Annotated in this window: 20 protein-coding genes; 15 read left to right on the top strand and 5 right to left on the bottom strand. The window is 67.5% G+C overall.

Annotated elements, in window-relative coordinates:
* Positions 1–10 precede the first annotated feature (10 nt).
* The 5 genes from QF036_RS08205 to QF036_RS08185 all read left to right on the top strand — a co-directional run bounded on the left by QF036_RS08205 (position 11) and on the right by QF036_RS08185 (position 6,139).
* Positions 11–1,594: an acyl-CoA carboxylase subunit beta gene (locus QF036_RS08205; protein WP_307100838.1), complete on the top strand. Its 1,584-nt coding sequence runs from the start codon at positions 11–13 to the stop codon at positions 1,592–1,594.
* Positions 1,591–1,821, top strand: a complete 231-nt coding sequence (locus QF036_RS08200; protein WP_307100836.1) for an acyl-CoA carboxylase subunit epsilon — start codon at positions 1,591–1,593, stop codon at positions 1,819–1,821. The genes QF036_RS08205 and QF036_RS08200 overlap by 4 nt, the downstream gene beginning before the upstream one ends.
* Before the next feature lie 183 nt (positions 1,822–2,004).
* The gene (locus tag QF036_RS08195; protein ID WP_307100833.1) at positions 2,005–3,690 is read left to right on the top strand and encodes a DUF885 domain-containing protein; all 1,686 of its coding nucleotides are present in this window, start codon (positions 2,005–2,007) and stop codon (positions 3,688–3,690) included.
* Between the two features lie 218 nt (positions 3,691–3,908).
* Positions 3,909–5,312, top strand: a complete 1,404-nt coding sequence (locus QF036_RS08190; protein WP_373460114.1) for a dicarboxylate/amino acid:cation symporter — start codon at positions 3,909–3,911, stop codon at positions 5,310–5,312.
* A 122-nt stretch (positions 5,313–5,434) separates the two neighbouring features.
* Positions 5,435–6,139, top strand: coding sequence for an alpha/beta fold hydrolase (locus QF036_RS08185; RefSeq protein ID WP_307100829.1), 705 nt, complete (start codon positions 5,435–5,437; stop codon positions 6,137–6,139).
* A 73-nt stretch (positions 6,140–6,212) separates the two neighbouring features.
* Here the strand turns inward: QF036_RS08185 and QF036_RS08180 are convergent, their stop codons facing one another.
* Positions 6,213–6,788, bottom strand: a complete 576-nt coding sequence (locus QF036_RS08180; RefSeq protein ID WP_307100827.1) for a hypothetical protein — start codon at positions 6,786–6,788, stop codon at positions 6,213–6,215.
* 259 nt (positions 6,789–7,047) lie between these two features.
* Between QF036_RS08180 and QF036_RS08175 the strand changes: the two genes are divergently transcribed.
* The 4 genes from QF036_RS08175 (at position 7,048) to QF036_RS08160 (ending at position 12,930) form a co-directional block, all read left to right on the top strand.
* Positions 7,048–7,767: a TetR/AcrR family transcriptional regulator gene (locus QF036_RS08175; RefSeq protein WP_307105842.1), complete on the top strand. Its 720-nt coding sequence runs from the start codon at positions 7,048–7,050 to the stop codon at positions 7,765–7,767.
* A 1-nt stretch (position 7,768) separates the two neighbouring features.
* Positions 7,769–10,324, top strand: coding sequence for an MMPL family transporter (locus QF036_RS08170; RefSeq protein ID WP_307100825.1), 2,556 nt, complete (start codon positions 7,769–7,771; stop codon positions 10,322–10,324).
* Between the two features lie 32 nt (positions 10,325–10,356).
* Positions 10,357–11,016, top strand: a complete 660-nt coding sequence (locus QF036_RS08165; RefSeq protein WP_307100823.1) for a Maf family protein — start codon at positions 10,357–10,359, stop codon at positions 11,014–11,016.
* A gap of 102 nt (positions 11,017–11,118) precedes the next feature.
* Positions 11,119–12,930: an acetyl/propionyl/methylcrotonyl-CoA carboxylase subunit alpha gene (locus QF036_RS08160; RefSeq protein ID WP_307100821.1), complete on the top strand. Its 1,812-nt coding sequence runs from the start codon at positions 11,119–11,121 to the stop codon at positions 12,928–12,930.
* Between the two features lie 99 nt (positions 12,931–13,029).
* Here QF036_RS08160 and QF036_RS08155 read toward each other — a convergent pair whose 3' ends face one another.
* Entirely contained in the window at positions 13,030–14,442 is a 1,413-nt protein-coding gene (locus QF036_RS08155) for an MFS transporter (RefSeq protein ID WP_307100819.1), read from the bottom strand.
* 280 nt (positions 14,443–14,722) lie between these two features.
* On the opposite strand from QF036_RS08155, the gene QF036_RS08150 reads away from it, so the two are divergent.
* The 4 genes from QF036_RS08150 to QF036_RS08135 all read left to right on the top strand — a co-directional run bounded on the left by QF036_RS08150 (position 14,723) and on the right by QF036_RS08135 (position 20,704).
* Positions 14,723–16,147 carry an MFS transporter gene (locus QF036_RS08150; RefSeq protein WP_307100816.1) on the top strand — a complete coding sequence of 475 codons (1,425 nt, stop codon included), beginning with the start codon at positions 14,723–14,725 and terminating at the stop codon, positions 16,145–16,147.
* A gap of 1 nt (position 16,148) precedes the next feature.
* Positions 16,149–18,365: a molybdopterin oxidoreductase family protein gene (locus tag QF036_RS08145; RefSeq protein WP_307100814.1), complete on the top strand. Its 2,217-nt coding sequence runs from the start codon at positions 16,149–16,151 to the stop codon at positions 18,363–18,365.
* The gene (locus QF036_RS08140) at positions 18,362–19,924 is read left to right on the top strand and encodes an FAD-dependent oxidoreductase (protein ID WP_307100812.1); all 1,563 of its coding nucleotides are present in this window, start codon (positions 18,362–18,364) and stop codon (positions 19,922–19,924) included. The genes QF036_RS08145 and QF036_RS08140 overlap by 4 nt, the downstream gene beginning before the upstream one ends.
* A 72-nt stretch (positions 19,925–19,996) precedes the next feature.
* Positions 19,997–20,704: a hypothetical protein gene (locus QF036_RS08135; protein ID WP_307100810.1), complete on the top strand. Its 708-nt coding sequence runs from the start codon at positions 19,997–19,999 to the stop codon at positions 20,702–20,704.
* A 13-nt stretch (positions 20,705–20,717) separates the two neighbouring features.
* Here QF036_RS08135 and QF036_RS08130 read toward each other — a convergent pair whose 3' ends face one another.
* Entirely contained in the window at positions 20,718–21,095 is a 378-nt protein-coding gene (locus QF036_RS08130) for a hypothetical protein (RefSeq protein WP_307100808.1), read from the bottom strand.
* 183 nt (positions 21,096–21,278) lie between these two features.
* A complete protein-coding gene (locus tag QF036_RS08125; protein ID WP_307100806.1) occupies positions 21,279–22,694 on the bottom strand; it encodes an NAD(P)H-quinone dehydrogenase in 1,416 nt (471 codons plus the stop codon).
* Positions 22,695–22,811: 117 nt separating this feature from the next.
* Here QF036_RS08125 and QF036_RS08120 point away from each other — a divergent pair, with 117 nt between their 5' ends.
* Positions 22,812–23,630 (top strand): purine-nucleoside phosphorylase, encoded by an 819-nt coding sequence (locus QF036_RS08120; protein WP_307100804.1) that lies wholly within the window; start codon positions 22,812–22,814, stop codon positions 23,628–23,630.
* A 15-nt stretch (positions 23,631–23,645) separates the two neighbouring features.
* Here the strand turns inward: QF036_RS08120 and QF036_RS08115 are convergent, their stop codons facing one another.
* Positions 23,646–24,140, bottom strand: a complete 495-nt coding sequence (locus QF036_RS08115; RefSeq protein ID WP_307100802.1) for an RrF2 family transcriptional regulator — start codon at positions 24,138–24,140, stop codon at positions 23,646–23,648.
* Between the two features lie 132 nt (positions 24,141–24,272).
* Here QF036_RS08115 and QF036_RS08110 point away from each other — a divergent pair, with 132 nt between their 5' ends.
* Complete coding sequence (locus tag QF036_RS08110) at positions 24,273–26,024, top strand: phospho-sugar mutase (RefSeq protein ID WP_307100801.1); 1,752 nt, start codon at positions 24,273–24,275, stop codon at positions 26,022–26,024.
* Positions 26,025–26,026 lie beyond the last annotated feature (2 nt).

Here is a 26,026-nt window from a genome sequence, read left to right as displayed (position 1 = left end):
GAGACACTTCATGAGCCACGATCTGACCACGACGGCGGGAAAGATTGCCGATTTCCGCGACCGCCAGGCCCGTGCTGAGCAGCCGTCCGGCCCTGAAGCCATCGAGAAGCAGCATGCACGCGGCAAGAACACCGCCCGCGAGCGCATCGACCTGCTCGTGGACGAAGGATCCTTCGTGGAGTTCGACGCCCTTGCGGTCCACCGCTCCACCGCCTTCGGCATGGAGAAGAAGAAGCCGCTCGGTGATGGCGTCGTGTCGGGTTACGGAACCGTGGACGGCCGGCTCGTGGCCCTCTACAGCCAGGACTTCAGCGTCTACGGCGGCTCGCTGAGCCAGGTCAACGGCGAAAAGATCGTTAAGGTCCAGGAATTCGCACTGCGCAACGGCTGCCCTGTGGTGGGCATCAACGACGGCGGTGGCGCCCGCATCCAGGAGGGTGTTGCCTCGCTGGCGATGTTCGCGGACATCTTCCGCAACAACGTGCACGCATCCGGCGTCGTCCCGCAGATCTCGCTCATCATGGGCCCGTGCGCCGGCGGCGCAGCCTACTCCCCCGCGCTCACCGACTACGTGGTCATGGTGGACAAGACGTCGCACATGTTCATCACCGGCCCCGACGTCATCAAGACGGTCACCGGCGAGGACGTGGACATGGAGACCCTCGGCGGCGCCCGGCAGCACAACGCGACCACCGGCACGTCCACCTATCTGGCTTCGGACGAAGCCGATGCGATTGAGTTCGTCCGGGAACTACTGGACTTCCTGCCCTCCAACAACCTCTCCGAGGCGCCCGTGCTGGAGCACCAGCAGGAGCTGGAGCTCGACGACGACGACCTCGCCCTGGACACGCTGGTCCCGGACTCCGCGAACCAGCCCTACGACATGCGCAAGGTCATCGAGCAGATCGTCGATGACGCCCACTTCCTGGAGATGCAGTCGCTGTACGCACCGAACGTGATCATCGGCTATGGCCGCGTCGAAGGCCACACGGTGGGGATCGTGGCCAACCAGCCGCTGCAGTTCGCCGGCACCCTGGACATCTCAGCCTCCGAAAAGGCCGCCCGCTTCGTCCGCCACTGCGACGCCTTCAACATTCCGATCATCACGCTCGTCGATGTTCCCGGCTTCCTGCCGGGCAAGGACCAGGAGTTCCAGGGAATCATCCGCCGCGGAGCCAAGCTCCTCTACGCCTACGCCGAAGCCACCGTGCCCAAGCTGACCGTGATCACCCGGAAGGCCTACGGCGGAGCCTACATCGTGATGGGCTCCAAGAAGCTCGGGGCTGACCTGAACCTCGCGTGGCCCACCGCCCAGATCGGCGTGATGGGCGCACAGGGCGCCGTCAACATCCTGTACCGGCGCGACCTCGCCGCCGTTGCCGAGGCCGGAGGCGACGTGGAGGCCAAGCGCGCCGACGTAATCCGGCAGTACGAGGAAGAGCTGCTCAACCCGTACCAGGCCGCAGAGCTGGGCTACGTTGACGCCGTCATCGCGCCCTCGGACACGAGGCTGCAGATCATCAAGGGGCTGCGGGCGCTGCGCGACAAGCGCGCGAGCCTGCCCACGAAGAAGCACGGGAACATCCCGCTGTGAGCGCGAAAGATCCGCTGGTTGAGCCTGTCGAAACCCCGCTGTTCTCCGTTACCAAAGGCGAACCGACGCCCGAGGAGCTGGCGGCGTTTACCGCCGTCGTGCTTTCCTTAGGTCCCGCCGCAGCGGCCCGCCCGGAGAAGCCGAGCACGCGGCACTGGGTGCGGCGCCAGCAGCTGCGGCTGGAGCCGACGCCGGGTCCGGGCGCCTGGAAGCGCAGCCGGGGCTAGCGGTCCGTCCCCACCGCCTCCCTAACCTCGCTTCGCTCGGCCAGGGAACCTCCCCGCTGCCTCCCCAATCTCGCAAGCTCGATCGGGGCCCCTCGGCAGCGTGGGCCCAGGCGGCGGAGGCCCCGGCCGCTGAAAAATTCAGTAAGTCTTTCATAACCGGAACCCCGCAGTTAGTCTCGTGGGGTGACTACTGAATCTGCCGCCCCAGCGCGCCCCCGGACCGCCATCGACGCCGTCGCCGACGCCCACACCGACACACTCGTTGCCCTGGACCCGAGCCTGGCCACCACGCTCGGCATCCCGGGGCATGACACCGAGTTCCAGGACTTTTCCCCCGCCGGACTCGGCAGGTTCGCCGCCGCCGAACGAAAGACCCTGCAGGCCCTCGAGGGGCTGGAACCCGTTGACGACGTCGACGCCGTCACCCTCGATGCCCTGCGCGAACGCCTCGGCCTCCAGCTGGAGATCCATGACTCGGGCTGGAATCTCGCCGAACTGAACAACATTGATTCCCCGGCGCAGAACATCCGGTCGATCTTCGACCTCATGCCCACGGACACCGAGGAGCACTGGGCGAACATCGCGGGCCGTACGCACAGCGTGCCGGCTGCCATCAGCGGCTACATCGAGTCCCTGCGGACGGCCAAGGACAACGGCAAGGTCTCGGCCCGGCGCCAGGTGTCGATCGTGATCGAACAGACCACCAAATACGCCGCGGAGGACGGCTTCTTCGCCAAGCTCGCGGCCGACGCCAAAACACTTGACGGCCCGCTGCCGGCGGAACTGCAGGAAAAGCTCGACGCCGGCGCCGCCGCCGCCCGGGCGGCGTACGCCGGGCTGGCCGCATTCCTGCAGGAGGAGCTGCTGCCGGTCGCCCCGGAGAAGGACGCCGTGGGCCGGGAGCGCTACGCCCTCGCCTCACGGGTGTTCCTTGGCGCCGCCGTCGACCTCGAAGAAACCTACGCTTGGGGGGTCGAGGAACTCGAGCGGATCATTGCCACCCAGGAACAGGTAGCCGGGCAAATCAAGCCGGGTGCCTCCATCGCGGAGGCCAAGGAAATCCTCAACAGCGATCCCACCCGCCAGATCAAGGGAACGGAAGCCCTGACGGCGTGGATGCAGGAGCTGTCCGACCGCGCCATATCCGACCTCGCCGGCGTCCACTTCGAGATTCCCGACGTCATGAAGACCCTTGAATGCCGGATCGCGCCCACGGATGAGGGTGGCATCTATTACACGGGGCCGACGGACGACTTCAGCCGGCCCGGCCGGATGTGGTGGTCCGTGCCGCCAGGCGAAGACACGTTCACCACCTGGGCCGAAACCACCACGGTGTTCCATGAGGGCGTGCCCGGCCACCACCTGCAGGTGGCCACGGCCGTCTACCGGCGCGAGCTGCTCAACAGCTGGCGGCGGAATGTCTGCTGGACGTCGGGACACGGCGAGGGCTGGGCCCTGTACGCCGAGAACCTCATGGAGGAACTCGGCTACCTCAAGGATCCGGGCGACCACATGGGCATGCTGGATATGCAGCGGATGCGGGCTGCCCGGGTGGTGTTCGACATCGGCGTGCACCTGGAACTTGACGTGCCCGCGCGCTGGGGAACAGGCACCTGGACGCCGGAGAAGGGCTTCGATTTCCTCAAGGCCAACCTGGATATCAGCGACGGCAACCTTCAGTTCGAGTTCGCACGCTACCTTGGCTGGCCGGGCCAGGCGCCGTCCTACAAGGTGGGACAGCGGCTGTGGGAACAGATCCGTGAGGAACTCGAAGCCCGGCCGGATTTCGACCTCAAGGCCTTCCACACCAAGGCGCTCAACATCGGCTCCGTTGGCCTCGACACCCTGAAGCGCGCCATGCTCGCCTAGCTGCCCGCCGCTGATTGAGCTTGTCGAGATCAAGGTCTCGACAAGCTCGACCAGCGGCGTCCGCGAGATGTTTGCCACACGCGCCGCGGGAATAACTTCATAAAACGCCGGCCTGGCGCCGATTTACCGGGCATTGCGGCGTTCTTACCGATCGGGGCCAGCGTAATATTTCTCAATGCGGGCTGGAAGCTGTATTTTATGCAGCCTAGCTTGTTGTGGTGAGCAATCAAACCACTTCATCCACGGCCGGGCGACCCGGCTTCCAGCTGCCCCGGTGGGCAGGTTCCTTCGGCTTCCAGATCATTGCGGCTTTGATCGTCGGGCTGGGGCTTGGCCTGCTGGCTAAGTACACCGGCAGCACCAAGGCGAACCCCAACGGGCTGGGCGCCACGCTGCAGACCATCGGCTCCAGCTACGTCTCGCTGCTGCAGACCGCCGTCGTGCCGCTCATCTTCACCGCCGTGGTGAGCTCCATCTCCAACCTGCGTGAGGTCTCCAACGCGGCGCGGCTGGCCTGGAACACGCTGCTGTGGTTTGCCATCACGTCGCTGGTCGCCGTGCTGATCGGCATCGGCCTGGGCGTGCTCCTGCAGCCGGGCGCAAACACCGGCATCCCGGGCGACGCGGAGTACGACGGCAAGCAAGGCGACTGGTGGGCGTTCCTCATCGGCCTGTTCCCCAAGAACTTCCTGGGCCTTGGTGCCAGCTCCACCGTCACCGACTCCGGCGCCGTAACCACCTCCGTCAGCTTCAACGTCCTGCAGATCCTGGTGATCGCCATCGCCGTCGGCGTCGCCGCCCTCAAGGTGGGCAAGCAGGCGGAGCCGTTCCTGGCCCTCAACGCCTCCGCGTTGGCCGTCATCCAAAAGGTGCTGTGGTGGATCATCAGGATCGCACCGCTGGGCACCGTAGGCCTGATCGGCAACGCGGTGGCCGTCTACGGCTGGGACACCATCGGCTCGCTGGGCAAGTTCACGGTTGCCATCTACATTGGCCTTGCCCTGGTGCTGTTCGGCGTCTACCCGGTTCTGGTCCGCTCGCACGGCCTGTCCGTCAAGCAGTACTTCTCAGGCGCGTGGCCGGCCATCCAGCTGGCCTTCGTTTCCCGCTCCTCCATCGGCACGCTGCCGCTGACCCAGCGTGTCACCGAGCGCAACCTCGGCGTTCCCCGGGGCTACGCCTCCTTCGCCGTTCCGCTGGGCGCCACCACCAAGATGGACGGCTGCGCGGCAATCTACCCGGCTGTGGCAGCAATCTTTGTAGCCCAGTTCTTCGGGATCCAGCTCGACTTCAGCCAGTACCTGCTCATCGCCCTGGTCTCCGTCCTCGGGTCCGCTGCGACGGCGGGAACCACCGGCGCCGTCGTCATGCTGACGCTGACCCTCTCCACGCTGGGACTGCCGCTGGCCGGGGTCGGACTCCTGTTGGCCATCGACCCCATCCTGGACATGGGCCGCACGGCGGTCAACGTCGCCGGCCAGGCGCTCGTACCCACGATTGTGGCCAAGCGCCAGGGCATCCTCGACGAAACCCTCTACAACGCACCCCGCACCGGAGAGGCCTTCCGCGAGGAAGAGGCGCCCGCAGCCGTCGACCGTGAGCTGGCTGAGTCGAAGGCCTGATCGCCGTTGAATGCGTGTGCCCCCGGGGAGTTCCCGGGGGCACACGCATTTAAGTCCGCCCGCGTTAAGTCCGGACGGCCAAATGGGTCCCGGGCGGCAGGCAGCAAGGGTAGGGTACCGGCATGGACATCATTCTGGTTCCCGGCTTCTGGCTCGATGGCTCATCCTGGTCCGGCGTCACTCCCCCGCTTCTGGAGGCCGGCCACCAGATCCATGCGCTGACCCTCCCGGGGCTCGAGGCGAGGGACGCGAAGCGGACGGGCATCGGGCTCCGCGACCACATCAACGCGGTGGTGGAAGCCATTGACGGCATTGAGGGCCCGCTGGTCCTCGTCGGCCACTCCGGCGGCGGCGCCATCATCCACGGCGCCGTGGACGAGCGCCCCGACCGTGTAGTCCGGGCGGTGTACGTGGACAGCGGACCGCTCGGGGAAGGCGGGGTCATCAATGATGAACTGCCGGTTGACGGTGACGAGATCCCCCTGCCCCCTTGGGACGTGTTCGACGACGCCGATCTCACCGATCTCGACGACGGGCTGCGGGAAGCATTCCGGGCACGGGCCATCCCGCAGCCAAAGGGAGTGGCCTGCGACAGGCAGCACCTTCACGACGTGCGCCGCTACGACGTCCCTGCCACGGTGATCGCCTGCGAGTTCCCGTCCTCATTGCTGACAGAGTGGATGGACGCCGGGCACCCTTACGTTGAAGAACTCGCCCGCATCCGCGATGTGGAACTCGTGGACCTTCCCACCGGGCACTGGCCCCAGTTCACCAAGCCCTCGGAACTTGGAGCGGCAATCCTCGCCGCCGTCGACCGAACAAGCTGACAGGGCAGCCCGCGGGGGTCACCAGGCTACAGGCGCGACCGGACCACAGCGGTTCCGGACCCGTTGACCAGGCCTAGTGGCCGCCGATCACGCCCTTTTCCACGGCCTTCGTCACGGCGTCGGCTTCGGCCTGGGTGAGCGTTCCGTCCTTCACGGCCTGATCGAGCCGGGTCTTCAGGGCAGCCGCCCGACCCGCCTGCGCCTGGGTCCGGAGTTCCTCGAGTGCTGCCTTGACCTTGGCTTCATCGATGCCCAGGGATTTGGCCAGCGATGCTGCCAGTGCAGCTTCCTTCGCTGCCCTGTCCGGTTTGGTGCCGTCGGCATGGAGGCCGGGCGGATGGTTGGCCTGGCGGTAGGCCCGCAGGGCGTCCTCCACCTTGGCCTGGTCCACGCCCAGCTTGGCCGCGAGCGCCGCGGCGTCCGCTTTGACGACCCCGTGGCCGCGTCCGTGTCCATGCCCGTGCCCGTGCCCGTGCCGGCCGCCGTCGAAACGGGGTCCGTCAGCGGGACCGCTGGATGGACTGCTTGATGTGGGTGTAGGCGTTGGAGTGGCTGTTGTGGTGGCTGCCATTCCGGTGACAGTGAATCCGGTGCCAAGTGCCAGGGCGGTCGCGCCCAGTCCCAGAGCCACTTTCTTTGAACGCTCCATGGTCCGCTCCTCGATCCGCCGGCCTTGAGGCATCATTGCCGCCGTGCCAGCTATGACTCAGGATGCACGCTCCTCCTCAAGAACGGCTTTAGTCCGGCTGTGAAGACGCTGTGAATCCTGCCGCGAAAGTTGCGAAGTATTCAATGGATAGTTGCGCAGAGTGCAAACTTGCACGTAGTGTAACTGAGTGTCCACTTCCACTTCTTCGTCCTCGCCTTCGTCTTCGGCGGATTCGGTCCCGGCCGACGCCGGCGAACCGATGTCCCGGCGCGAGCTGAACAAGGCTGCCACCCGGCAGTCTATTACCGACTCCACGCTGGCTCTTCTGCGGCAGCACGGCCCCGGCAACTTCACGGTCGAGGACATCGCCGAAACGGCGGGCATCTCACGCCGGACCTTCTTCAATTACTTCAGCAGCACAGAGGCCGCCATCGCGTCGGTGACCAACGGCTTCCTGGACAGCGCCCTCGAACTCTTCCGCCAGCGTCCCGCGGACGAACCCATCCTCGAGTCCGCCCGCGCTGCCCTCATTGGACTGGCCGATCCCATGACCGTGGCTCCGCTGGCTGAGCTGTTCGGCCTGACCCAGGGCAATCCGCTCATGGCGCGCTCCGAACTTGAGGCATGGGACCACTGCACCGAGCAGATCGTTGCCGCGGCCCGCGAGCGGTCTCCGCGGACCAAACAGGGTCCCGGCACTGAACAGGACCCCGGCGCTGAGCAGGGTCCCGGCACTGAACAGGAAGAACTCTACGTCCGGGCCCTCGCAGGTTCGGTCGTCTCCTGCGGCAAAGCTGCCATGGACGTGTGGTTCCGCCGCTGCGGACCCGATCTCTCCCCCGGATCGCTGGCGATCCTCCGCCAGTTGCTCATTGATTCGATGGGGCTCCTCGGATCCGGTTTCGCCGGGCCGGCACCGGGTCCGCCGTCGATTGAGTCTTCCGCCAATCCCTCCACCCGCAATGCAGAACGGTCCTGACATGGCACTTCTCCTGTACCGCCTTGGCAAGTTTTCCTACCGTCACCGATGGCTCGTCGTCTCGCTCTGGCTGGCAATCCTGCTGGCAGCCGGCGGCGCAGCGGCAGCGTTCCACGGCACGCTGTCCAACAACTTCCAGATTCCGGGCACGGAAACCCAGCAGATGGCCGACAAGCTCCAGAAGGAGCTGCCGGCGTCCTCCGGCGGCTCGGCCGGGGTAGTCTTCCAAACAAACGACGCCCAGTTCAGCCAGGCCGGCAAGGACGCGGTATCCGCCGCGCTGGCCAAGCTTGAGACCCTCCCGGACGTCCGCGGAACCGTCGACCCGTTCGCCACGCAGGCCCAGCTGGACCAGGCGGCAAAAGATCTGGCCGCAGGCGAGGCCAAGGCGGCCGCGGGCAAGGCCGAACTGGAAAAGGCCGCCGCCGAGCTGGCCGCCGGCAAGGAACAGCTGGCCGCGGCCCAGGCGCAAATGACCGCTGCCGGGCTTCCGGCGTCGGCCATTGAAGCCCAGCTGGGCCAGCAGAAGGCCGCCCTGGCTGCCGGCCAGGAAAAGCTCGACGCCGGCACCAGGGAAGCGGACGCCGGCAACGCCAGGCTGGCACTCGCCACGCGTCAGTTCGAAGCTTCCCGGGGAATGCGTTTCGTCTCGGAGGACGGCAAGGCGGCCATTGCGCAGGTCCAGTTCAAGACCTCCATCAACGGGCTGGACCCCGAAGTGCGCCAGGAAGTCCAGGACATCGTGAAAGAAGTCTCCTCAGCCGGGGTAACCGCTCTGCCCAGCAAGGAAATCAGCGAGGACGTCTCCGAAATCTTCGGTGTGGCCGAGATTATCGGTGTCGCCGTGGCGGCACTGGTCCTGATCATCATGCTCGGCACACTTGTCGCCGCCGGGCTGCCGCTGCTGATGGCTGTGATCGGCGTGGCGGTGGGCGTTGGCGCCACCATGGCACTGAGCAGCGTTATTGACATGAGTTCCATTTCCCCGATGCTCGCCCTCATGCTGGGCCTCGCCGTCGGCATTGACTACTCGCTGTTCATCGTCAACCGCCACCGCGGGCAGCTCCTGGCAGGTGTGGGCGCGGAAGAGTCCGTGGCTCTCGCCACCGGAACCTCAGGCAACGCCGTGCTCTTTGCCGGCCTGACAGTCATCATCGCCCTCGCCGCGCTGGTCGTACCGGGGCTTCCCTTCCTGGGAGTCATGGGCGTGTCCGCGGCCGGGACGGTCGCGGTAGCCGTCTTGGTCGCCCTGACGCTGACGCCGGCGATCCTCTCCCTCGTGGGCAGGAAGCTGATCTCCAAGCGGGCCTGGGCCAAGGCCGAGCAGCACAATGCCGACCCCAACCGTGAGGCTGAGGACCGTGCCAAGGACGAGCACCGCAGCAGCCATGGCTGGGGCGGGCTCCTCACCAGGCACCCGGTTCTGGCCCTTCTCGCCGGGGTCCTGGCGCTGGGCATAGTGGCCCTGCCCGCTGCCCAGCTGCGGCTCGCACTGCCCGACGGCGGCTCCGAACCTGCCGATTCCCAGGCCTTCAAGGCCTATGACGCCACCAAGCGCAGCTTTGGCGAAGGCATGACCGGACCGATCATCGTGGTGGGTGATCTCCCTGACGGGCTGGGTGAAACCGAGGCACAGGCCAAGCAGCTCGACGTCGCGGACATCCTGGGCGAAACCGAGAACGTCACCGCCGCCATTCCGGTGGCACTGAGTGAGGACCGCGGGACGGCGGTGTTCCAGGTCATCCCGAAGGAAGGGCCGGCAAGCGCCAGCACCGTCAACGTGGTCTCCGACATCCGCGCCGAACGCGCCGAAATGGAGGACTCCACCGGCGTCAGCATCGGCCTGACCGGCCAGACGGCAGGCAACATTGACGTTTCCACGAAGCTGGGCGACGCCCTGCCGTCGTACCTGGCCATCGTGGTGGGGCTCTCGCTGGTCCTGCTGCTGCTGGTGTTCCGCTCGATCGTGGTGCCGCTGCTGGCGACCGGCGGCTTCCTGCTTTCGCTTGCGGCCGCATTCGGCGCCGTGGTGGCGGTCCACCAGTGGGGCTGGCTGGGTGCGGTGTTCGGCGTCGACAACCCCGGCGCCGTGCTGAGCTTCCTGCCGATTATCCTGATCGGCGTGCTGTTCGGGCTGGCCATGGACTACCAGGTGTTCATCGCCTCGGGCATGCGTGAGTCCTTCATGCACGGCGAGTCCGCGAAGCACGCCGTCCGCTCCGGTTTCAGCCACGCGTCCGCGGTGGTCACCGCCGCCGCGATCATCATGGTCAGCGTGTTCGCGGGCTTCATCTTCTCGCACCTGAACATGGTCCGGCCGCTCGGCTTTGCGATGGCGTTCGGCGTGCTGGTTGACGCCTTCGTGGTGCGCATGACGATCGTTCCGGCGGTCATGTACCTCCTCGGCGAGAAGGCGTGGTGGCTGCCGCGCTGGCTGGACCGCATCCTGCCGGACGTCGACGTGGAAGGAGCGAAGCTCCGCAAGCACGAGGGCGCGACCGGCGCCGCGGCCGACGCCGAGCCGGATGCCGAGCCCGCGGAGGTCGCCGCGCGCTGAGCAGTGTCGGGAGGATGAATTACGCTGGATCCGTGACCCGCCTCATTCTTGCCTCCCAGTCCCCCGCCCGCACCAAGCTCCTGACTGAGGCCGGCATCGAACACGAGGTCCTCGTGTCCGACGTCGACGAGGATGCCGTGCAGGAACGCTACGGCGTTACCGATCCGCACGACACCGCCCTGCTCCTGGCCCGCGCCAAGGCCGAGGCCGTCGCGTCGCTGCCGGAGGCCGAAGGGGCCCTGGTGCTCGGCTGCGATTCGGTTTTTGAATTCGACGGCGAGTCGCACGGCAAGCCGTACACAGTGGACGTGGCCCGGCAGCGGATGCTGCGGATGAGCGGCAGCAGCGGCGTCCTGCACACCGGCCACTGGCTGGTGGACTGCCGCGACACGGACAACGACGGGGGCTCCGGCGCCACGCTGGGCAGCGTCGCCTCCGCGGAGGTGCACTTCATGGAGATGCAGCTCGCGGAGATCGACGCGTACATCGCCACCGGCGAGCCGCTCCACTGCGCCGGGTCCTTCACGATCGACGGCCTGGGCGGCGCTTTCATCCGGAAAGTCGACGGCGACCCGCACGCCGTCGTCGGGTTGTCGGTATCGACCCTGCGCTCCCTGCTGGCCCAGGCGAACGTGAGCATCACCGAGTTCTGGCAGGACCTGCCCGACTCGGCAATTTCCGGGGAGTTGTAGCTTCCCTACAAAGACCGGGCCTCTTACACGCGGATTCCGCCAGCAATATCAGCGGAATCCTCAAAATCAGGCTAGGCTCCCTGAAGGAAAGAAGGAGACGCCTTGTCAGTAAAGCCGGAGCAGTCCGCAGGTCCAGTGCATTCAAAACTCACCAAGGTTCTGATCGCGAACCGCGGTGAGATCGCCGTCCGCATCATCCGTGCAGCCCGGGACGAGGGCATCGCCTCCGTCGCCGTTTACGCGGACCCTGACCGGGATGCCCTCCACGTCCGGCTCGCCGACGAAGCATATGCCCTGGGCGGCAACACGGCCGCCGAGTCCTACCTCGTGATGGACAAGCTGATCGAGGTGGCCCGCCAGTCCGGCGCCGACGCCATCCACCCCGGCTATGGCTTCCTGGCCGAGAATGCCCAGTTCGCGGCCAAGGTCATCGACGCCGGCATCACCTGGATCGGCCCGTCGCCGGAAGCCATCTCCGCCCTGGGCGACAAGGTCCAGGCCCGCCACATCGCCGAGAAGGTGGGCGCCCCGCAGGTGCCCGGCACCGCCGACCCCGTTGCGTCCGCCGAAGAAATCCTCGAGTTCGTGGACAAGTTCGGCCTGCCCGTGGCCATCAAGGCCGCGTTCGGCGGCGGCGGCCGCGGCATCAAGGTGGCCCGCACCCGCGAGGAAATCCCCGAGCTCTTCGATTCCGCCGTCCGCGAGGCCACCGCAGCCTTCGGCCGCGGCGAGTGCTTCATCGAGCGGTTCCTCGACTCCCCGCGGCATGTCGAAACCCAGTGCCTCGCCGACGCGCACGGCAACGTGGTGGTCGTCTCCACCCGCGACTGCTCACTCCAGCGCCGCAACCAGAAGCTCGTGGAGGAGGCCCCGGCCCCCTTCCTGACGGAGGAGCAGAACCGGCGCCTCTACGAATCATCCAAGGCCATCCTGAAGGAAGCCGGCTACCTCGGCGCCGGAACCTGCGAGTTCCTCGTCGGACAGGACGGCACCATCTCCTTCCTTGAGGTCAACACCCGCCTGCAGGTGGAGCACTGCGTCTCCGAGGAAGTCACCGGCATCGACCTGGTCCGCGAACAGTTCCGCCTGGCCTGCGGCGAAGAGCTGGGCTACGACGACCCCGAAGTCCGCGGCCACTCCTTCGAGTTCCGCATCACCGGCGAGGATCCGGGCCGCAACTTCATGCCCGCCCCCGGCACCGTGAGCACACTGAAGAACCCCACCGGCCCCGGCATCCGCATTGACTCCGGCATCGAAGAAGGCGACGTCATCAGCGGCAACTTCGACTCGATGCTGTCCAAGCTGATCGTCACCGGAGCGGACCGCCCCCAGGCCCTGCAGCGTGCCCGCCGCGCCCTCGAAGAGATGGTGGTGGAAGGCATTCCCACCGTTATTCCCTTCGACCTGGCCGTGGTCAGCAACCCGGCGTTCGCGCCGGCCGAGGGCCCGTTCAGCGTCCACACCCGCTGGATCGAAACCGAGTTTGTCAACGACCTTCCCGCGTGGACGCCCAACGGCGCCGTCCCGGAGGGTGAGGACGCCGCTGAGCGCCGCACCGTGGTGGTGGAAGTGGGCGGCAAGCGCCTGGAAGTGGCGCTGCCCGCCAGCCTCGGCTTCGGCGGAGCCGCAGCCGCCGGCGCGAAGCCGGCCAAGTCCAAGAAGCGCAGCCGCACCGGCGGCGCCACCGCCGCCGCGGGCGGCAACGCCCTGACGTCCCCCATGCAGGGAACGATTGTTAAGGTGGCCGTGGCCGACGGCGACGTCGTCGCCGAAGGTGATCTCGTCGTCGTACTTGAGGCGATGAAGATGGAACAGCCGCTCACGGCACACCGTGCCGGCACCATCACGGGCCTGTCCGCCGCGGCCGGCCAGACGGTGGCGGCGGGCGCCGTCATCGCAACGATCGAAGACTAAGGCGTCCGAAGCCTGGGGCGACCCACGACTGAACAGCGCATGAAAATGCCCGGTGTGATCCACACCGGGCATTTTCGTTTCCGCAGTTACACGTGGAAATCAGGCCACGTTGTTCTCGTAGTCCGTGTCCTTGGTCTCGCGGGTGATCCACAGCGCGATGAACGTCAGCACGGCGGCCGCGGCCATGTACACGCCGACGAGCCAGGTGCTGCCGCCGGCTGCCTGCCACAGGGCAATGGCGATGAACGATGCCGGAGCGGCGCCAATGACGCTGGAGAGGTTGTACGCGACAGCCGAGCCGGTGTAGCGCACGTTGGACGGGAACAGCTCGGGCAGGATCGCGGCCATCGGGCCGAAGGTGAGTCCCATCAGCGTGAAGCCGACAATGAGGCCCACGATTGCCGCGCCGGGGCCAGGGCCGAACATGGTGAACCACAGCGCGCCGAACACGAAGATGCCTACGGTGACGCCCATGAGGAACTTGCGGCGGCCCCACTTCTCGGCCAGCGGGCCGGACACGAGCGTGAAGATGCCGAAGAAGACGACGCCGAGGATCAGCATCCAGAGGAAGTCGCCGCGGGGAACACCCAGGCCGGGAACGAAGTTGGCCACCTCGGCGGCCGACATCGGCTTGCCTGCCTTCTCCGCGGCGGCCTGTGCGGCCGCAACGGAAGCGGGCTTGGTGCCGTAGGTCAGGGTGAAGGAGGTCATGATGTAGAACAGCACGTACGTGGCCAGCATGATGAAGGTTCCGGCCAGCACCGGGCGCAAGTGGCTCTTGAAGGTGGCGGCGAAGGGGACCTTGACCACCTTGTCTTCCTTCAGGACTTTCTGGAAGGAGACACTCTCCACCAGCTTCAGCCGGACGTAGAGGCCCACGATCACCAGGACCGCGCTGAGCAGGAACGGAACGCGCCAGCCCCAGGCGATGAATTCTTCGGGGCTGAGGGCGGCGTTGAACCAGATGAAGAGCAGGTTGGCCAGGATGAAGCCGATGGGGGCGCCGAGCTGCGGGAACGTCCCGTAGACGGCGCGCTTGCCCTTGGGGGCGTTCTCGGTGGCCAGCAGTGCCGCGCCGGACCACTCACCGCCCAGTGCCAGGCCCTGGGCGAAGCGCAGCAGCACCAGCAGCAGCGGGGCCAGGATGCCCCAGCCGGCGACGGTGGCGGTGGGCAGCAGCCCGATGAGGAAGGTGGCGAGGCCCATGGTGAGGAGGGAGGCCACCAGGGTGCCCTTGCGGCCGAACTTGTCGCCGAAGTGTCCGAACAGGACCGAGCCGATGGGCCGGGCGATGAACGCAACGCCGAAGATCGCGAACGAGCTCAGGAGGGCGTTGATTTCGGTGGCTTGGGGGAAGAACAGCCGGGGGAAGACCAGCACCGACGCAGTGGCGTAGATGTAGAAGTCATAGAACTCGATCGTCGTTCCGATGAGGCTGGCAAAGATCACTTTGCCCTTGGAGTTCACCGGTTTGGCGGTGCCATGTTCCGTTGACGTAGCAGGCGATGACATGTGGGGACGCTTTCATGAGAACTGGAGGGGCCTCGCGCGGAAGCCCCTCCAAACATAGGGATAAAACAGAGTTCAATCTTAGTTCCCGCCGTCCACGCAACGGACAGGCGGTCCAGTATCCGGACCTTCCTGGTTGTCTCAGCATGAGGCCGTCCGACCAGCCTAACGCTGCCCGAAGCGGGCTGATAGGCAAATGTCACAGCACGTTAACAAACTGCGACCGTCTGCGAAACGCGCCATCTCTACCTTGGAAGGACAACAATCCCCAAGGAGGTAAACCGTGACTGCTGACCGCACCGCAGACGCCGGAACCCATAATTCCCTCGATCTTGCCGCCGCCACCACCACTGACGCACCTGCCCTTGAAGAGCGTCCCGGACGCTGGATCGCCAACTGGGACGCCGAGAACAAGCACCAGTGGGAATCCGAGGGCCGCACCATTGCGCGCCGCAACCTCAACTGGTCGATCTTCGCCGAATTCCTTGGCTTCGTCGTCTGGCAGCTGTGGTCCATCGTCGTGGTCCAACTGCCCGCCGCCGGATTTACGTTCAGCACCTCCGAGATCTTCTGGCTGATCTCCATGCCGAGCCTCGTCGGGGCCACGCTCCGAATCCCCTACACCTTCATGGTTCCGCGCTTCGGCGGACGGAACTGGACCATCGTCTCCGCCCTGCTCCTCCTCATTCCCTCCACCGGGCTCGCACTGTGCGTGTCAAACCCGGAGACACCGTTCGGCGTCATGCTCCTCGTAGCTGCCCTTGCCGGCTTCGGCGGCGGCAACTTCGCCAGCTCCATGGCCAACATCACGTTCTTCTACCCGGCCCGTGAAAAGGGCTGGGCCCTGGGCCTGAACGCCGCCGGCGGCAACCTCGGCGCAGCCGTGGCGCAGCTTGCCGTCCCGATCGCCATCACGCTGCTGGCAGCCGGCACCGTCAACCTGCCTGTAGCCGGCCTCATGTGGGTTCCGCTGATCCTCCTGGCAGCCTTCGGCGCCTACAAGTACATGAACAACCTCACGAGCGCCAAGGGCGACGTCGCCGGATCCCTGGCAGCAGTGAAGGAACCCCACCTGTGGGTCATGGCCCTGCTCTACATCGGAACGTTCGGCTCCTTCATCGGCTTCGCCGGTGTCTTCCCCAAGCTCATCAAGGACTACTTCCCGGCTTTCTCCTCCATCTCCGTCGGTGCAGTCGCCCTCTCGCTGGCCTTCCTCGGCCCGCTGGTCGGCTCGCTGGCCCGCCCCTACGGCGGACGCATGGCTGACCGCATGGGCGGAGCCCGGATGACCGTCACAGCCTTCGCCTCCATGGCCGTCATCACGCTGACGATGATCTGGACGCTGCCGCTGAAGAACTTCTGGCTCTTCCTGGTCCTGTTCCTGATGCTGTTCACGGCCAGCGGCTTCGGAAACGGCGCCACCTACCGCATGATCCCGGTGATCTTCGCGACCTCCAGCCGGGCAGCCCGTTCCGGAGCCAGCTCGGTGCAGACCCAGCGGCTCGCCTCCTCGGCGCTCGGCCTGATCTCCGCCATCGGCGCCTACGGCGGGTTCGTTATCCCGCAGGTGCTGAACGCCTCCAACACCGCCAGCGGCTCCTACACCCCGGCCTTCTACGGCTTCGTCGGAGCATACGTCCTGATGCTGGCCGTCTGCTGGTTCTTCTACATCCGCAACGCCAACCGAAATGCGATGGGACACGTCTAACATGACCAAAAGCGCCGACACGCACTGCCCTTACTGCGCCCTGCAGTGCGCCATGACGCTCAAGTCCCCAGCGGCCACGGCCGCAACGGGTCTGACCCCGGCTGTCCAGCCGGGGTCAGACCCCGTGCCGGCCGCGCCGGCCCTCGAGGTTAGCGGCCGCGACTTCCCCACCAACCGCGGCGGCCTCTGCCGCAAGGGGTGGACGTCCGCGTCGCTCCTGCAGCACCCCGGACGCGTCACCGAGCCCATGTTCAAGGGGCCCGACGGCGTCTTCCGCCCCATCTCCTGGGACGAGGCCCTGGGCCGCGTCACCGCCGCCGTCAAGGACGCCCGCGCCAAGTACGGTGCGGACTCCGTAGGCGTCTTTGGCGGCGGCGGCCTCACCAACGAAAAGGCCTACCAGCTGGGCAAGTTTGCCCGCCTCGCCCTCGGCACCTCCCGGATCGACTACAACGGCCGGTTCTGCATGTCGTCGGCGGCCGCCGCCGGCATGCGGGCCTTCGGGCTGGACCGGGGGCTCCCCTTCCCGCTTGAAGCACTGGACACGGCCAGCACCATCCTGATGCTCGGATCCAACGTCGCCGAGACCATGCCGCCCTTCATCCAGCACCTGCAGGGCGTCCGCGACGCCGGCGGCTTCATCGTGGTGGACCCGCGGCGTTCCGCCACCGCCGGGTTCACCTCCGACGGCGGCGGCCTCCACCTGCAGCCCCTTCCCGGCACCGACCTCACGCTGCTGCTGGGCATCTCCCACGTGGTGATCCACGAAGGCCTGCTCGACGCCGATTACATCCAGGCGCGCACCACGGGCTTTGACGCCGTGGTCCGGTCCGTCAACGCCTACTGGCCGGAGCGGGTCCAGTCCATCACCGGTGTTCCCGCCGAGCTCATCCGCGAGACGGCCCGGCGGCTGGCCAGCGGCGCACGCAAGGGCGGCAGCTACATCCTGACCGGACGCGGCGTGGAACAGCACGTGGACGGCACTGACACCGCCACGGCGGCCATCAACCTCAGCCTCCTGCTGGGCCTGCCCGGCAGCGCCCGCAGCGGCTACGGCACACTCACCGGCCAGGGCAACGGCCAGGGCGGCCGCGAGCACGGCCAGAAGGCCGACCAGTTGCCCGGCTACCGCAAGATCACTGATCCCGCCGCCCGTGCACACATGGCGAAGGTCTGGAATGTGCCCGAGTCCCTCATCCCCGGCCCCGGCCTGCCAGCCGTGCAGCTGCTCAAATCACTGGGACAGCCCGACGGCGTCCGCTGCCTTTTCGTGCATGCCTCCAACATCGCCGTCGCCTCGCCGGACGCCAACGCTGTCATCCGCGGGCTCCGCAGCCTGGACTTCCTGGTGGTCTGCGACTTCTTCATGTCCGAGACCGCAGCCGAGGCCGACCTCGTCCTGCCGGTGTTGCAGTGGGCCGAGGAGGAAGGCACGCTGACCAACCTCGAAGGCCGTGTCCTCCGCCGCCGCCAGGCGATCCAGCCGCCCGCCGGCGCCCGCAGCGAGCTGTGGATCATGGCCCGGCTGGCCGAGGCGCTTCAGGCACCGTCCACCTACAGCGACGACCCGGAGACGGTCTTCGAGGAGCTGCGCCTGGCCTCCGCCGGCGGGGCGGCCGACTACTCCGGCATCGACTACGCCATGCTGGACAGCGGCGCGGCCGCGTACTGGCCCTACCCCGCCGGCAGCACCGGAACCCCGCGCATGTTCCTGGAGGCGTTTGCCCACCCCGACGGCAAGGCGGTCATGACCCCGGTGGCGCCCCGCCGCCGTCGTGCTCCTCTTGCAAACCCCGGCCGGGACAGCGCAGCGGCGGCAGCCAAACCCATGACCCTCATTACCGGCCGCCTGCTGGAGCACTACCAGTCGGGTGCGCAGACCCGCCGGGTGGCAGAGCTCCTGGCCTCCCAGCCCGAAGCCCGGGTGCAGATCCATCCGGCCGCCGCCGCGGCCATGGGCATTACGGAGGGCGCGGAGGTCTCGGTGGCCAATGAACGCGGCGGAGTGGTTTGCCGGGCCGAGCTCAGCACTGCCATCCGCCCCGAGACCGTCTTCCTGCCGTTCCACTTCCCCGAACTGGAAAGCGCGAACCGGCTGACGGAAGCGGCCACGGATCCCATCTCGGGAATGCCCGAATTCAAGTTCAACAAAGTCTGGGTCAGGCTGGCAGCGGCCACCCCGATCACCAGTGTTCTTCAGACATCGGAGGCCTCATGAGCGAGCAGATTGTAATTGTCGGATTCGGTCCGGTGGCGGCGCGGCTGGTCGACGAACTGCTGCCGGCCCTGCGTGCCGGGCAGGTGGGGCTGACGGTCATCGGCCAGGAAACCGAGGCCGCGTACAACAGGGTGCTGGTGGCCGACCTTGGGGTTGGCCGCACCTCCCCCGAGGCGCTGGCCCTCGCCGACGCCGCAGCACTGGTGGCCGACGGCGTGGACGTCCGGCTGGGCGTGAAGGTCCGGCGCGTGGACCGCGCCCGGCAGTCCGTCATACTCTCCGACGGCACCTCCGCCCACTACGATCGGCTGGTCTTCGCCACCGGTTCCCGGCCGGTGATCCCCAACCTCACGGGGCTGAATCCTGACCCTGCCGCGCCCGTCCTCCCGCCGGGTGTCACCGCACTCCGCGACCTCCGCGACGCCGAGGTGCTGCGCCAGGCCGTGGCTGACCGCAAGCGCGTGGTGGTCCTGGGCGGCGGCGTGCTGGGGCTTGAGACGGCCCTTGCCGCCGCGGAAGAAGGCGCCACGGTCACGGTCGTGCACAACGGGCCCCACCCGCTGGGCCGGAACATCGACCGCGGCGGCGGCGCCGTGCTGGCGGCGAGCCTGCGCAGCTGCGGCGTCCGGGTGGCGGGCAACGCCCGTTCCACGGGCGTTGAGCACAACGGTCCCGACGGCGGGTTCTCGGCACTGCTGCTCGACGACGGATCGGCGATTGACGGCGACCTGCTGGTCCTGTCCTGCGGCGTCCGCCCGCGCATTGAGCTCGCCGAGGGCTGCGGGCTCTCCACCGGAACAGGCATCCTGGTGGACCACCGGCTGCGGGCCCACCACGAGCCGCACATCTTCGCCATCGGTGACTGCGCGGAGGTCCGCTGCCCGGATTCCGCCTGCACCGAGTGCCGCACCGCGCGGGGCCCGTCTGGTCTGGTGGGCCCGGGCTGGCGGCAGGCCGAATGGCTCGCCGAATACCTACTGCTGCTGTCCGAGGGTGCCGCGGAGGACGCCGACTCGTTGCCCCCGCTCCCCCAGGAAAAGCCGGGCGTCATCGTGCTGAAGGCGCGCGGCATGAACATGGCGGTGGCCGGGGACAACTCCGCCGAACCCTGGGATGAGGAAGTCCTGACGGCCGGAGCCGTCAACGGCCGGCCGCGCCTGCAGATCGCCCAGTGGGCCGACCCCGAGCACGGGCGCTACGTCAAGATGACCACCCGCGGCGGAGTCCTGGAAGGCCTGGTCAGCGTGGGCATGCCGCGCACCGCGGGAGAGCTGGTGCAGCTGTTCGAACGCGGAGCCGAACTGCCCGCGGACAGGTCCCTGCTCCTTCGTCTCGACGGACCCGACCAGCTCGCGTCGGCGGGGGCCTCCAACGACCCCGAGAGCACGGTGTGCCGCTGCGCCGGCGTGAGCGGAGGCAAGATTGCCGACGCTGCCGCCGGAGGCTGCTCCACGGTGGCGGAGGTTTCCGCGGCAACCCGTGCGGGCACGGGCTGCGGCGGCTGCCACGAGGACATCAGGGGGCTGATCGAGAAGCACTTTCAGGGAGCTGCCGCCTGAGGCTGCTGCCTGATGACCCGGCCTGCGTCACAGAAATCGGGCCTGCCGCGGCTGGCCGGTAGCATCGGTGGCATGAGTGCCGACGACGACGACGACATCACCGACGAACTGCTGGCCGATTCCGAAAAGCTCACCGGGCTGAGCCTTGAGCTCCTGGGACTGGACCCGCACCCCGACGACATGACGGCCGAACAGCGGCTCCAGTTCGACCCCGACGACCTTGCCGAGATGGCCGCCGCCAGCCCCGGCGAGAGGGAACGGTCCGTGCGCCAGACGCGCCTGCTGGCGGGCCTGCTGTGGAATTCGTCCAGCATCCTCATCGACCAGCTGTTCCGCGACCTTGGCACGCTGTACGATCTGGACACCGTCACACCCGAGGCCATCGCCGGAACGTCCGTGCTGTCCTCGCTGCCCCCGCAGTTCGCTGCCAGCTATGACGCGAAGTTCACGCAGCGGTTCATCGTGGTGGCGTCGGACGTCACCGCGTCCCTTGCCCGCGGCTGGACCGCCCCCGGCTGCCTGGCCGGCGAGCTCGCGGTCCACTGCCTGCTCGACCAGGCCAGGATCACCGAGGACATTTACGAACTGGACCTCCCCGACGAGTGGCGGGCCATCGTGGAGGAAGTCCTGCTGGAGGACGCAGACTCTGAAACCCTGTATGCGGACGGCGCCGGCGCAGCGGACGGCGCCCGGGAGCAGGACGCGGGAAGCTTGGACATCCGGCACTGGTTCGAACCCTTCACGCCCGGCGACGCCGTTCCCCCGTACGCCTGCTCCTGAGCCGCCGGAACTCCTACCGTCCGCGTCCGGCTTCCGTGGCGGTGACGTTGAAGGAACCGTCCAGCTTGACTGTCGCCCGCGAGCCGTCAGCCTTCGTGATGTGCGCTTCGTAGACAGCACCCTCGGCGTCGGTCTCAACCCGGTGGACCGTCGCGCCAGGGTTGGCCGCCAGCACTGCGTTCCTCACCCGTGTGGCAGTGCTCCCCGTCAGCAGCTGCTCGGTGATCCCGTTGGCCTGGTGGCCGCCTTTGGCGGAGTCCGTGCTGGACTGGCTTCCCGTGCCGTTTGTGGACGAGGCAATGACGGGATAGCCCATGGCGAGGTAGGCACCGCCGCCCACGAGGGCCGCTACGAGGGCGGTGTTGATTGCGGCTTTTTGAACAGTGATCATGGCATGCTCCTGGCTTCCGCGGTCCGACCGTTCGGAGGAAAATCTCCGCATAGCTGACCGCTGGTGGATCGGTCTGTCGGAGCCCGGAGCCGCCAATCCCGGGGATCGACAGTCTGAATTTTACTCAGCTCTGCCGGTGGCGACTAGGAGAATGCTGCCATTCACAGGTTGGGCGGCAACCCCCTAGATGTGCACGTGCAGGCGCCGTGCCGCCTCGGAGATGGAGCCGCTCAGGGACGGGTACACCGTGAAGGTGCTGGCGACGTCGTCGACGTGCAGTTTCTGCTTCACCGCGATGGAGATGGCGAAGATCAGCTCGGACGCGTTGGCGCCGACCACCACGCCGCCGATCACGGTGCCCGATCCCTTGCGGGCGAAGATCTTGACGAAGCCGTCCTTGACGTTGCGCATCTTGGCGCGGGCGTTGCTCTGCAGGGAGAGCTTGATGATGTCGCCCTGGTACTTGCCTGATTCGATCTCGGCCTCGGACACGCCCACTGACGCGATCTCCGGTGACGTGAAGATGTTGGACGCCACCTGGTGCAGCTTGATGGGGGTCACCTGGTCGCCCAGGAAGTGCGCAATGGCGATCCGGCCCTGCATGGCGGCGACGGAGGCGAGCGCCAGGACGCCGGTGCAGTCGCCGGCGGCGTAGATGTTCGGGGCAGTGGTGCGGGACACGCCGTCCACCTTGATGTGGCCGCTCTCGGTCAGCGCCACGCCGGCTTCCTCCAGGCCGATGCCGGCGGTGTTGGGAATGGAGCCCACGCACACCAGGCAGTGGCTGCCGGTGACCTTGGAACCGTCACCGAGGGTGACCACCACGCCGTCGTCGGTCCGTTCCACCGTCTCGGCCCGGGAACGGGACAGTACCTTCACGCCGCGGCGTTCGAAAACGTCTTCCAGCACCTCGGCGGCGTCGGTGTCGGAACCCGGAAGCACGCGGTCGCGGCTGGAGATCAGGGTGACCTTCGAGCCCAGGCCGTTGTAGGCGGAGGCGAACTCGGCGCCGGTCACGCCGGAGCCCACCACGATCAATTCCTCCGGCAGCTCGTCCAGGTTGTAGATCTGTGCCCAGTTCAGGATCCGTTCGCCGTCCGGCCGTGCCGTGGGCAGTTCCCGCGGGTGGGCACCGACGGTCAGCAGGATGGCGTCAGCCTCGACGGTTTCGGTTCCGTCAGCGGTCAGGACCTCGATGGTGTGATTGTCCACCAGCTTGCCGGAGCCGTTGAGGATGCGGACGTTCTGGTGCTCCAGACCGGTCTGGATGTCGAGGGACTGCTGGCGGGCGAGGCCGAGCAGGCGGTCGTTGATGTGCTTGAGATCCGCGCGCATGACCGGAACGAAGTCCCCGCCGTCGACGTCGAACTTGACTCCCAGCTCGCCGGCGCCGCTGACGCGGGTCATCAGGTCCGAGGTCGCGATCAGCGTCTTGGACGGCACGACGTCGGTCAGCACGGCGGAGCCGCCGAGGCCGGAGCGCTCGATGATGGTGACTTGGGCTCCCAGCGAGGCGGCCACCATGGCGGCTTCATAGCCACCCGGACCTCCGCCGAGAATTGCGATTCGGGGGGCGCTGAAATCAGGATGCATAGTCACAAGAAGTCATTCTCCTGCATCCGGCGCCGGACCACCAACCGTCCGGGGCAGGCCAGGCAGCCGCAAGGGGCGCGTTTCTGCTGCCCGCACCGGCTCCGGCACGGTAGCTTGGACCGGGTGAGCACAACAGATTTCCTGGGCACGGACCCCTTCGAAGCAGCGCGGACGGCCGCAGACTACATCGCGTCGGAGACCGGCGTCGAGGCACACGACACCGCCCTGGTCCTGGGCTCAGGCTGGGCCGAGGCCGCCGACCTCATCGGCGAGACCACCGCGACGCTGGCGGCCTCGGAGGTCCCCGGCTTTTCGGCTCCGGCCGTGGAGGGACACGTGGGCACGATTCGTTCCGTGCTGACCCGCGAAGGCAAGCGCGCACTGGTCCTCGGCGCCCGCACCCACTACTACGAGGGCAAGGGCGTCCGCGCCGTTGCCCACGGCGTGCGCACCGCGGCCGCCGCCGGCTGCCGAACCCTGGTGATCACCAACGGCTGCGGCGGACTCAACGAAGACTGGGCCCCCGGCACCCCCGTGCTCATCAAAGATCACATAAACCTCACCGCGACGTCCCCGCTCGAAGGCGCAACCTTCGTGGACCTGACCGACCTGTACTCATCGCGGCTGCGGGGCCTGGCCCGCGACGTCGACCCGTCCCTGAATGAAGGTGTCTACGCCCAGTTCACCGGCCCGCATTACGAGACGCCGGCCGAGGTGCAGTACGCCAAGCGGATCGGTGCCGACCTCGTGGGTATGTCGACTGCGCTGGAGGCCATCGCCGCCCGGCACGCCGGCATGGAGGTCTTCGGCATCTCGCTGGTCACCAATCTCGCGGCCGGCATCAGCCCGACCCCGCTGAGCCATGAGGAAGTGCTCGAAGCCGGACACGCTGCCGGGCCGCGCATCTCCAAGCTCCTCGCGGAGATCATCGGCCGGCTCTAGGTGTACTGCCCGGCTCTAATCCCGCCCGTCGCTGGTGGCGCGCAGTTGGGCGAGCGAGTCGGCACGTGCCTGGGGAAAGCGCCGTTCGAGGGACTGTGCGATGCCTGCCACGGTCTGCCGCGCGAGTTCGGTGCGCCAGGCCAGCTCCGCCTGGCGCATGGACTGCGAAATGATGCAGCTCCGGAGGTAGTCCTCGTCCGCCTCACCGCCGGGGCAGTTCGCCAGGATGCCGTCGCAGCGGAACGCCAGGTCCCGGCCTTCGATGGCCAGCACCACGTCCAGCACTGAGATCCGGTCGGCCCGGCGCGCCAGCTGGAACCCGCCCCTGGGGCCGGACACGGACTGCAGGACGCCTGCCCGCACGAGGCACTGAAGCTGCTTGTTCAGGTAGGCCGGCGGCAGTTTATACAGCTCGGCCAGCCGGCCGCTGCTGATCGGTTCCCCTGCGGATGCCCATGTCAGGTTCACGCAGCAGTGCAGGGCCCACTCCACCCCCTGGTTCAGCTTCACAACCCAGACGCTACGTGTCCAGAATTTTTGCTGTCAAGCAGCGCTCCGGCGGCCACGAAGCGGTCGGGTTATGACGGGTCCGCTGCCCTGTCCGGCACCGCTCCGCCGGGTTTTGACGATAGTTTGGTTTCCATGACGTCCTCCGAAGCCGATCTGCAGCTGCTCAACGACGCCCGTGCCTGGGCTGCCCAGGATCCGGACCCGCGCACCGCGGCAACGCTGACCGAACTCGTGAAACTCACCGAGGCCGGCACGCCCGCCGCCCGGCAGGACCTCGAAGACAGCTTCCGGGGAACTCTGCAGTTCGGAACGGCGGGCCTGCGTGCCGCCCTGGGACCGGGGCCCAACCGGATGAACCGCGTCGTGGTCCGCCGCGCGGCGGCGGGCTTCGCCACTTTTCTGGTCCGGGCGGTGGCGGAGGCTGCGCCCGGCACACGGCCACGCGCCGTCGTCGGCTATGACGCCCGCTACAACTCAGACATCTTCGCCACGGAGACGGCGGCGGTGCTCACCGCGGCCGGAATCGAGACGTTCCTAATGCCGGCTGCCCTGCCGACGCCGCTACTGGCGTATGCGGTCCGGGCGCTGGAATGCGACGGCGGTGTGATGGTCACAGCCAGCCACAACCCTCCGCAGGACAACGGCTACAAGGTGTACCTCGGCCGTCATGCCGTGGAGGAAAACGGCCGGGGCGCGCAGATCGTGGCGCCGTACGACGCCCTGATCGCCACCGAAATCAGCAACGTGGGCGACCTTGCCTCGATCCCCCTGGCCCAGGACGGATGGACGGTCCTGGGCGCCGGGATCGTTCAGGACTACGAGGCCGCCACGGCGGGGCTTGCCGACCGCGGGCTGTTCCCGGCCCGGGACCTGAAAATCGTCCTGACACCGCTGCACGGCGTGGGCGGCACCACGGCTGTCGCCGTGCTCCGGGCAGCCGGGTTCACCGACGTGACACTGGTCAGCGAGCAGGCCGAGCCGGACCCGGACTTCCCCACCGTCAGTTTTCCCAACCCCGAGGAACCCGGCGCCCTGGATCTGGCGCTTGGCGCGGCGATGCAGGCGGACGCGGACATTGTCCTGGCCAACGACCCGGACGCGGACCGCGCCGCGGTGGCCGCGAAGGACCCGGACACGGGTGCGTGGCGGATGCTGCGGGGCGATGAGGTGGGCGCCCTCCTGGGAGCGCATGTCGTGGCGCGGCTGGCCGCCGGGGTCGACGGCTCCGAAGCGGGCGCGGGCGGCGGGGTGTTCGCCAGTTCGATTGTTTCGTCCCGGCTGCTTGCACGCATCGCGGCGGCAGCAGGCTACGCCCACGAGGAGACGCTCACGGGGTTCAAGTGGATTTCGCGGGTGCCGGGCCTCGTCTACGGCTATGAGGAGGCGCTGGGCTACTGCGTTGCACCGGATCTGGTCCGCGACAAGGACGGACTGTCCGCCGCGGTGCTGATTGCGGAACTCGCGGCCGCGGCCAAGTCCGAGGGCAAGACGATCTTCGACACCCTGGACGAGCTGTACCTGGTCCACGGGCTTCACGCTAGTGACCAGCTGAACATCCGGGTGGGCGACCTCGGCCTGCTGGACGCCATGATGAACCGGCTGCGCGTGAACCCGCCCGAATCATTTGGCGGTTCGGCCGTGGCGTCATTCGTTGATCTGGCCGAAGGCAGCGAACAGCTGCCTCCGACCGACGGGCTGCTCTACGTGACACGCGACCTGAGCCGTGTGATCATCCGGCCCAGCGGCACCGAGCCGAAGCTCAAGTGCTACCTGGAGGTCATCCAAAGCGTCGGCTCGGCCGCTGAACTGCCCGAAGCCCGGCTGGCGGCCAGGGCCGCGCTGGACCAGGTGCTCACTGACGTGCGCGAGGCCCTGGGCCTCTAAAT

Origin of the sequence: Arthrobacter globiformis, from assembly GCF_030817195.1 — a bacterium.
In the GTDB taxonomy this organism is placed as follows: Bacteria; Actinomycetota; Actinomycetes; order Actinomycetales; family Micrococcaceae; genus Arthrobacter; species Arthrobacter globiformis_D.
Note: the sequence above shows the minus strand (reverse complement) of the source record. Positions and strands in the feature narration are given on the sequence as shown.

What these genes read in the sequence shown, in the direction of transcription:
- QF036_RS08205 (WP_307100838.1), top strand. Translation starts at nt 11, where the DNA reads ATGAGCCACGATCTGACCACGACGGCGGGAAAGATTGCCGATTTCCGC.
- QF036_RS08185 (WP_307100829.1), top strand. Translation starts at nt 5,435, where the DNA reads ATGGACATCATTCTGGTTCCCGGCTTCTGGCTCGATGGCTCATCCTGG.
- QF036_RS08180 (WP_307100827.1), bottom strand. Translation starts at nt 6,788, where the DNA reads ATGGAGCGTTCAAAGAAAGTGGCTCTGGGACTGGGCGCGACCGCCCTG.
- QF036_RS08175 (WP_307105842.1), top strand. Translation starts at nt 7,048, where the DNA reads ATGTCCCGGCGCGAGCTGAACAAGGCTGCCACCCGGCAGTCTATTACC.
- QF036_RS08170 (WP_307100825.1), top strand. Translation starts at nt 7,769, where the DNA reads ATGGCACTTCTCCTGTACCGCCTTGGCAAGTTTTCCTACCGTCACCGA.
- QF036_RS08155 (WP_307100819.1), bottom strand. Translation starts at nt 14,442, where the DNA reads ATGTCATCGCCTGCTACGTCAACGGAACATGGCACCGCCAAACCGGTG.
- QF036_RS08145 (WP_307100814.1), top strand. Translation starts at nt 16,149, where the DNA reads ATGACCAAAAGCGCCGACACGCACTGCCCTTACTGCGCCCTGCAGTGC.
- QF036_RS08140 (WP_307100812.1), top strand. Translation starts at nt 18,362, where the DNA reads ATGAGCGAGCAGATTGTAATTGTCGGATTCGGTCCGGTGGCGGCGCGG.
- QF036_RS08135 (WP_307100810.1), top strand. Translation starts at nt 19,997, where the DNA reads ATGAGTGCCGACGACGACGACGACATCACCGACGAACTGCTGGCCGAT.
- QF036_RS08130 (WP_307100808.1), bottom strand. Translation starts at nt 21,095, where the DNA reads ATGATCACTGTTCAAAAAGCCGCAATCAACACCGCCCTCGTAGCGGCC.
- QF036_RS08110 (WP_307100801.1), top strand. Translation starts at nt 24,273, where the DNA reads ATGACGTCCTCCGAAGCCGATCTGCAGCTGCTCAACGACGCCCGTGCC.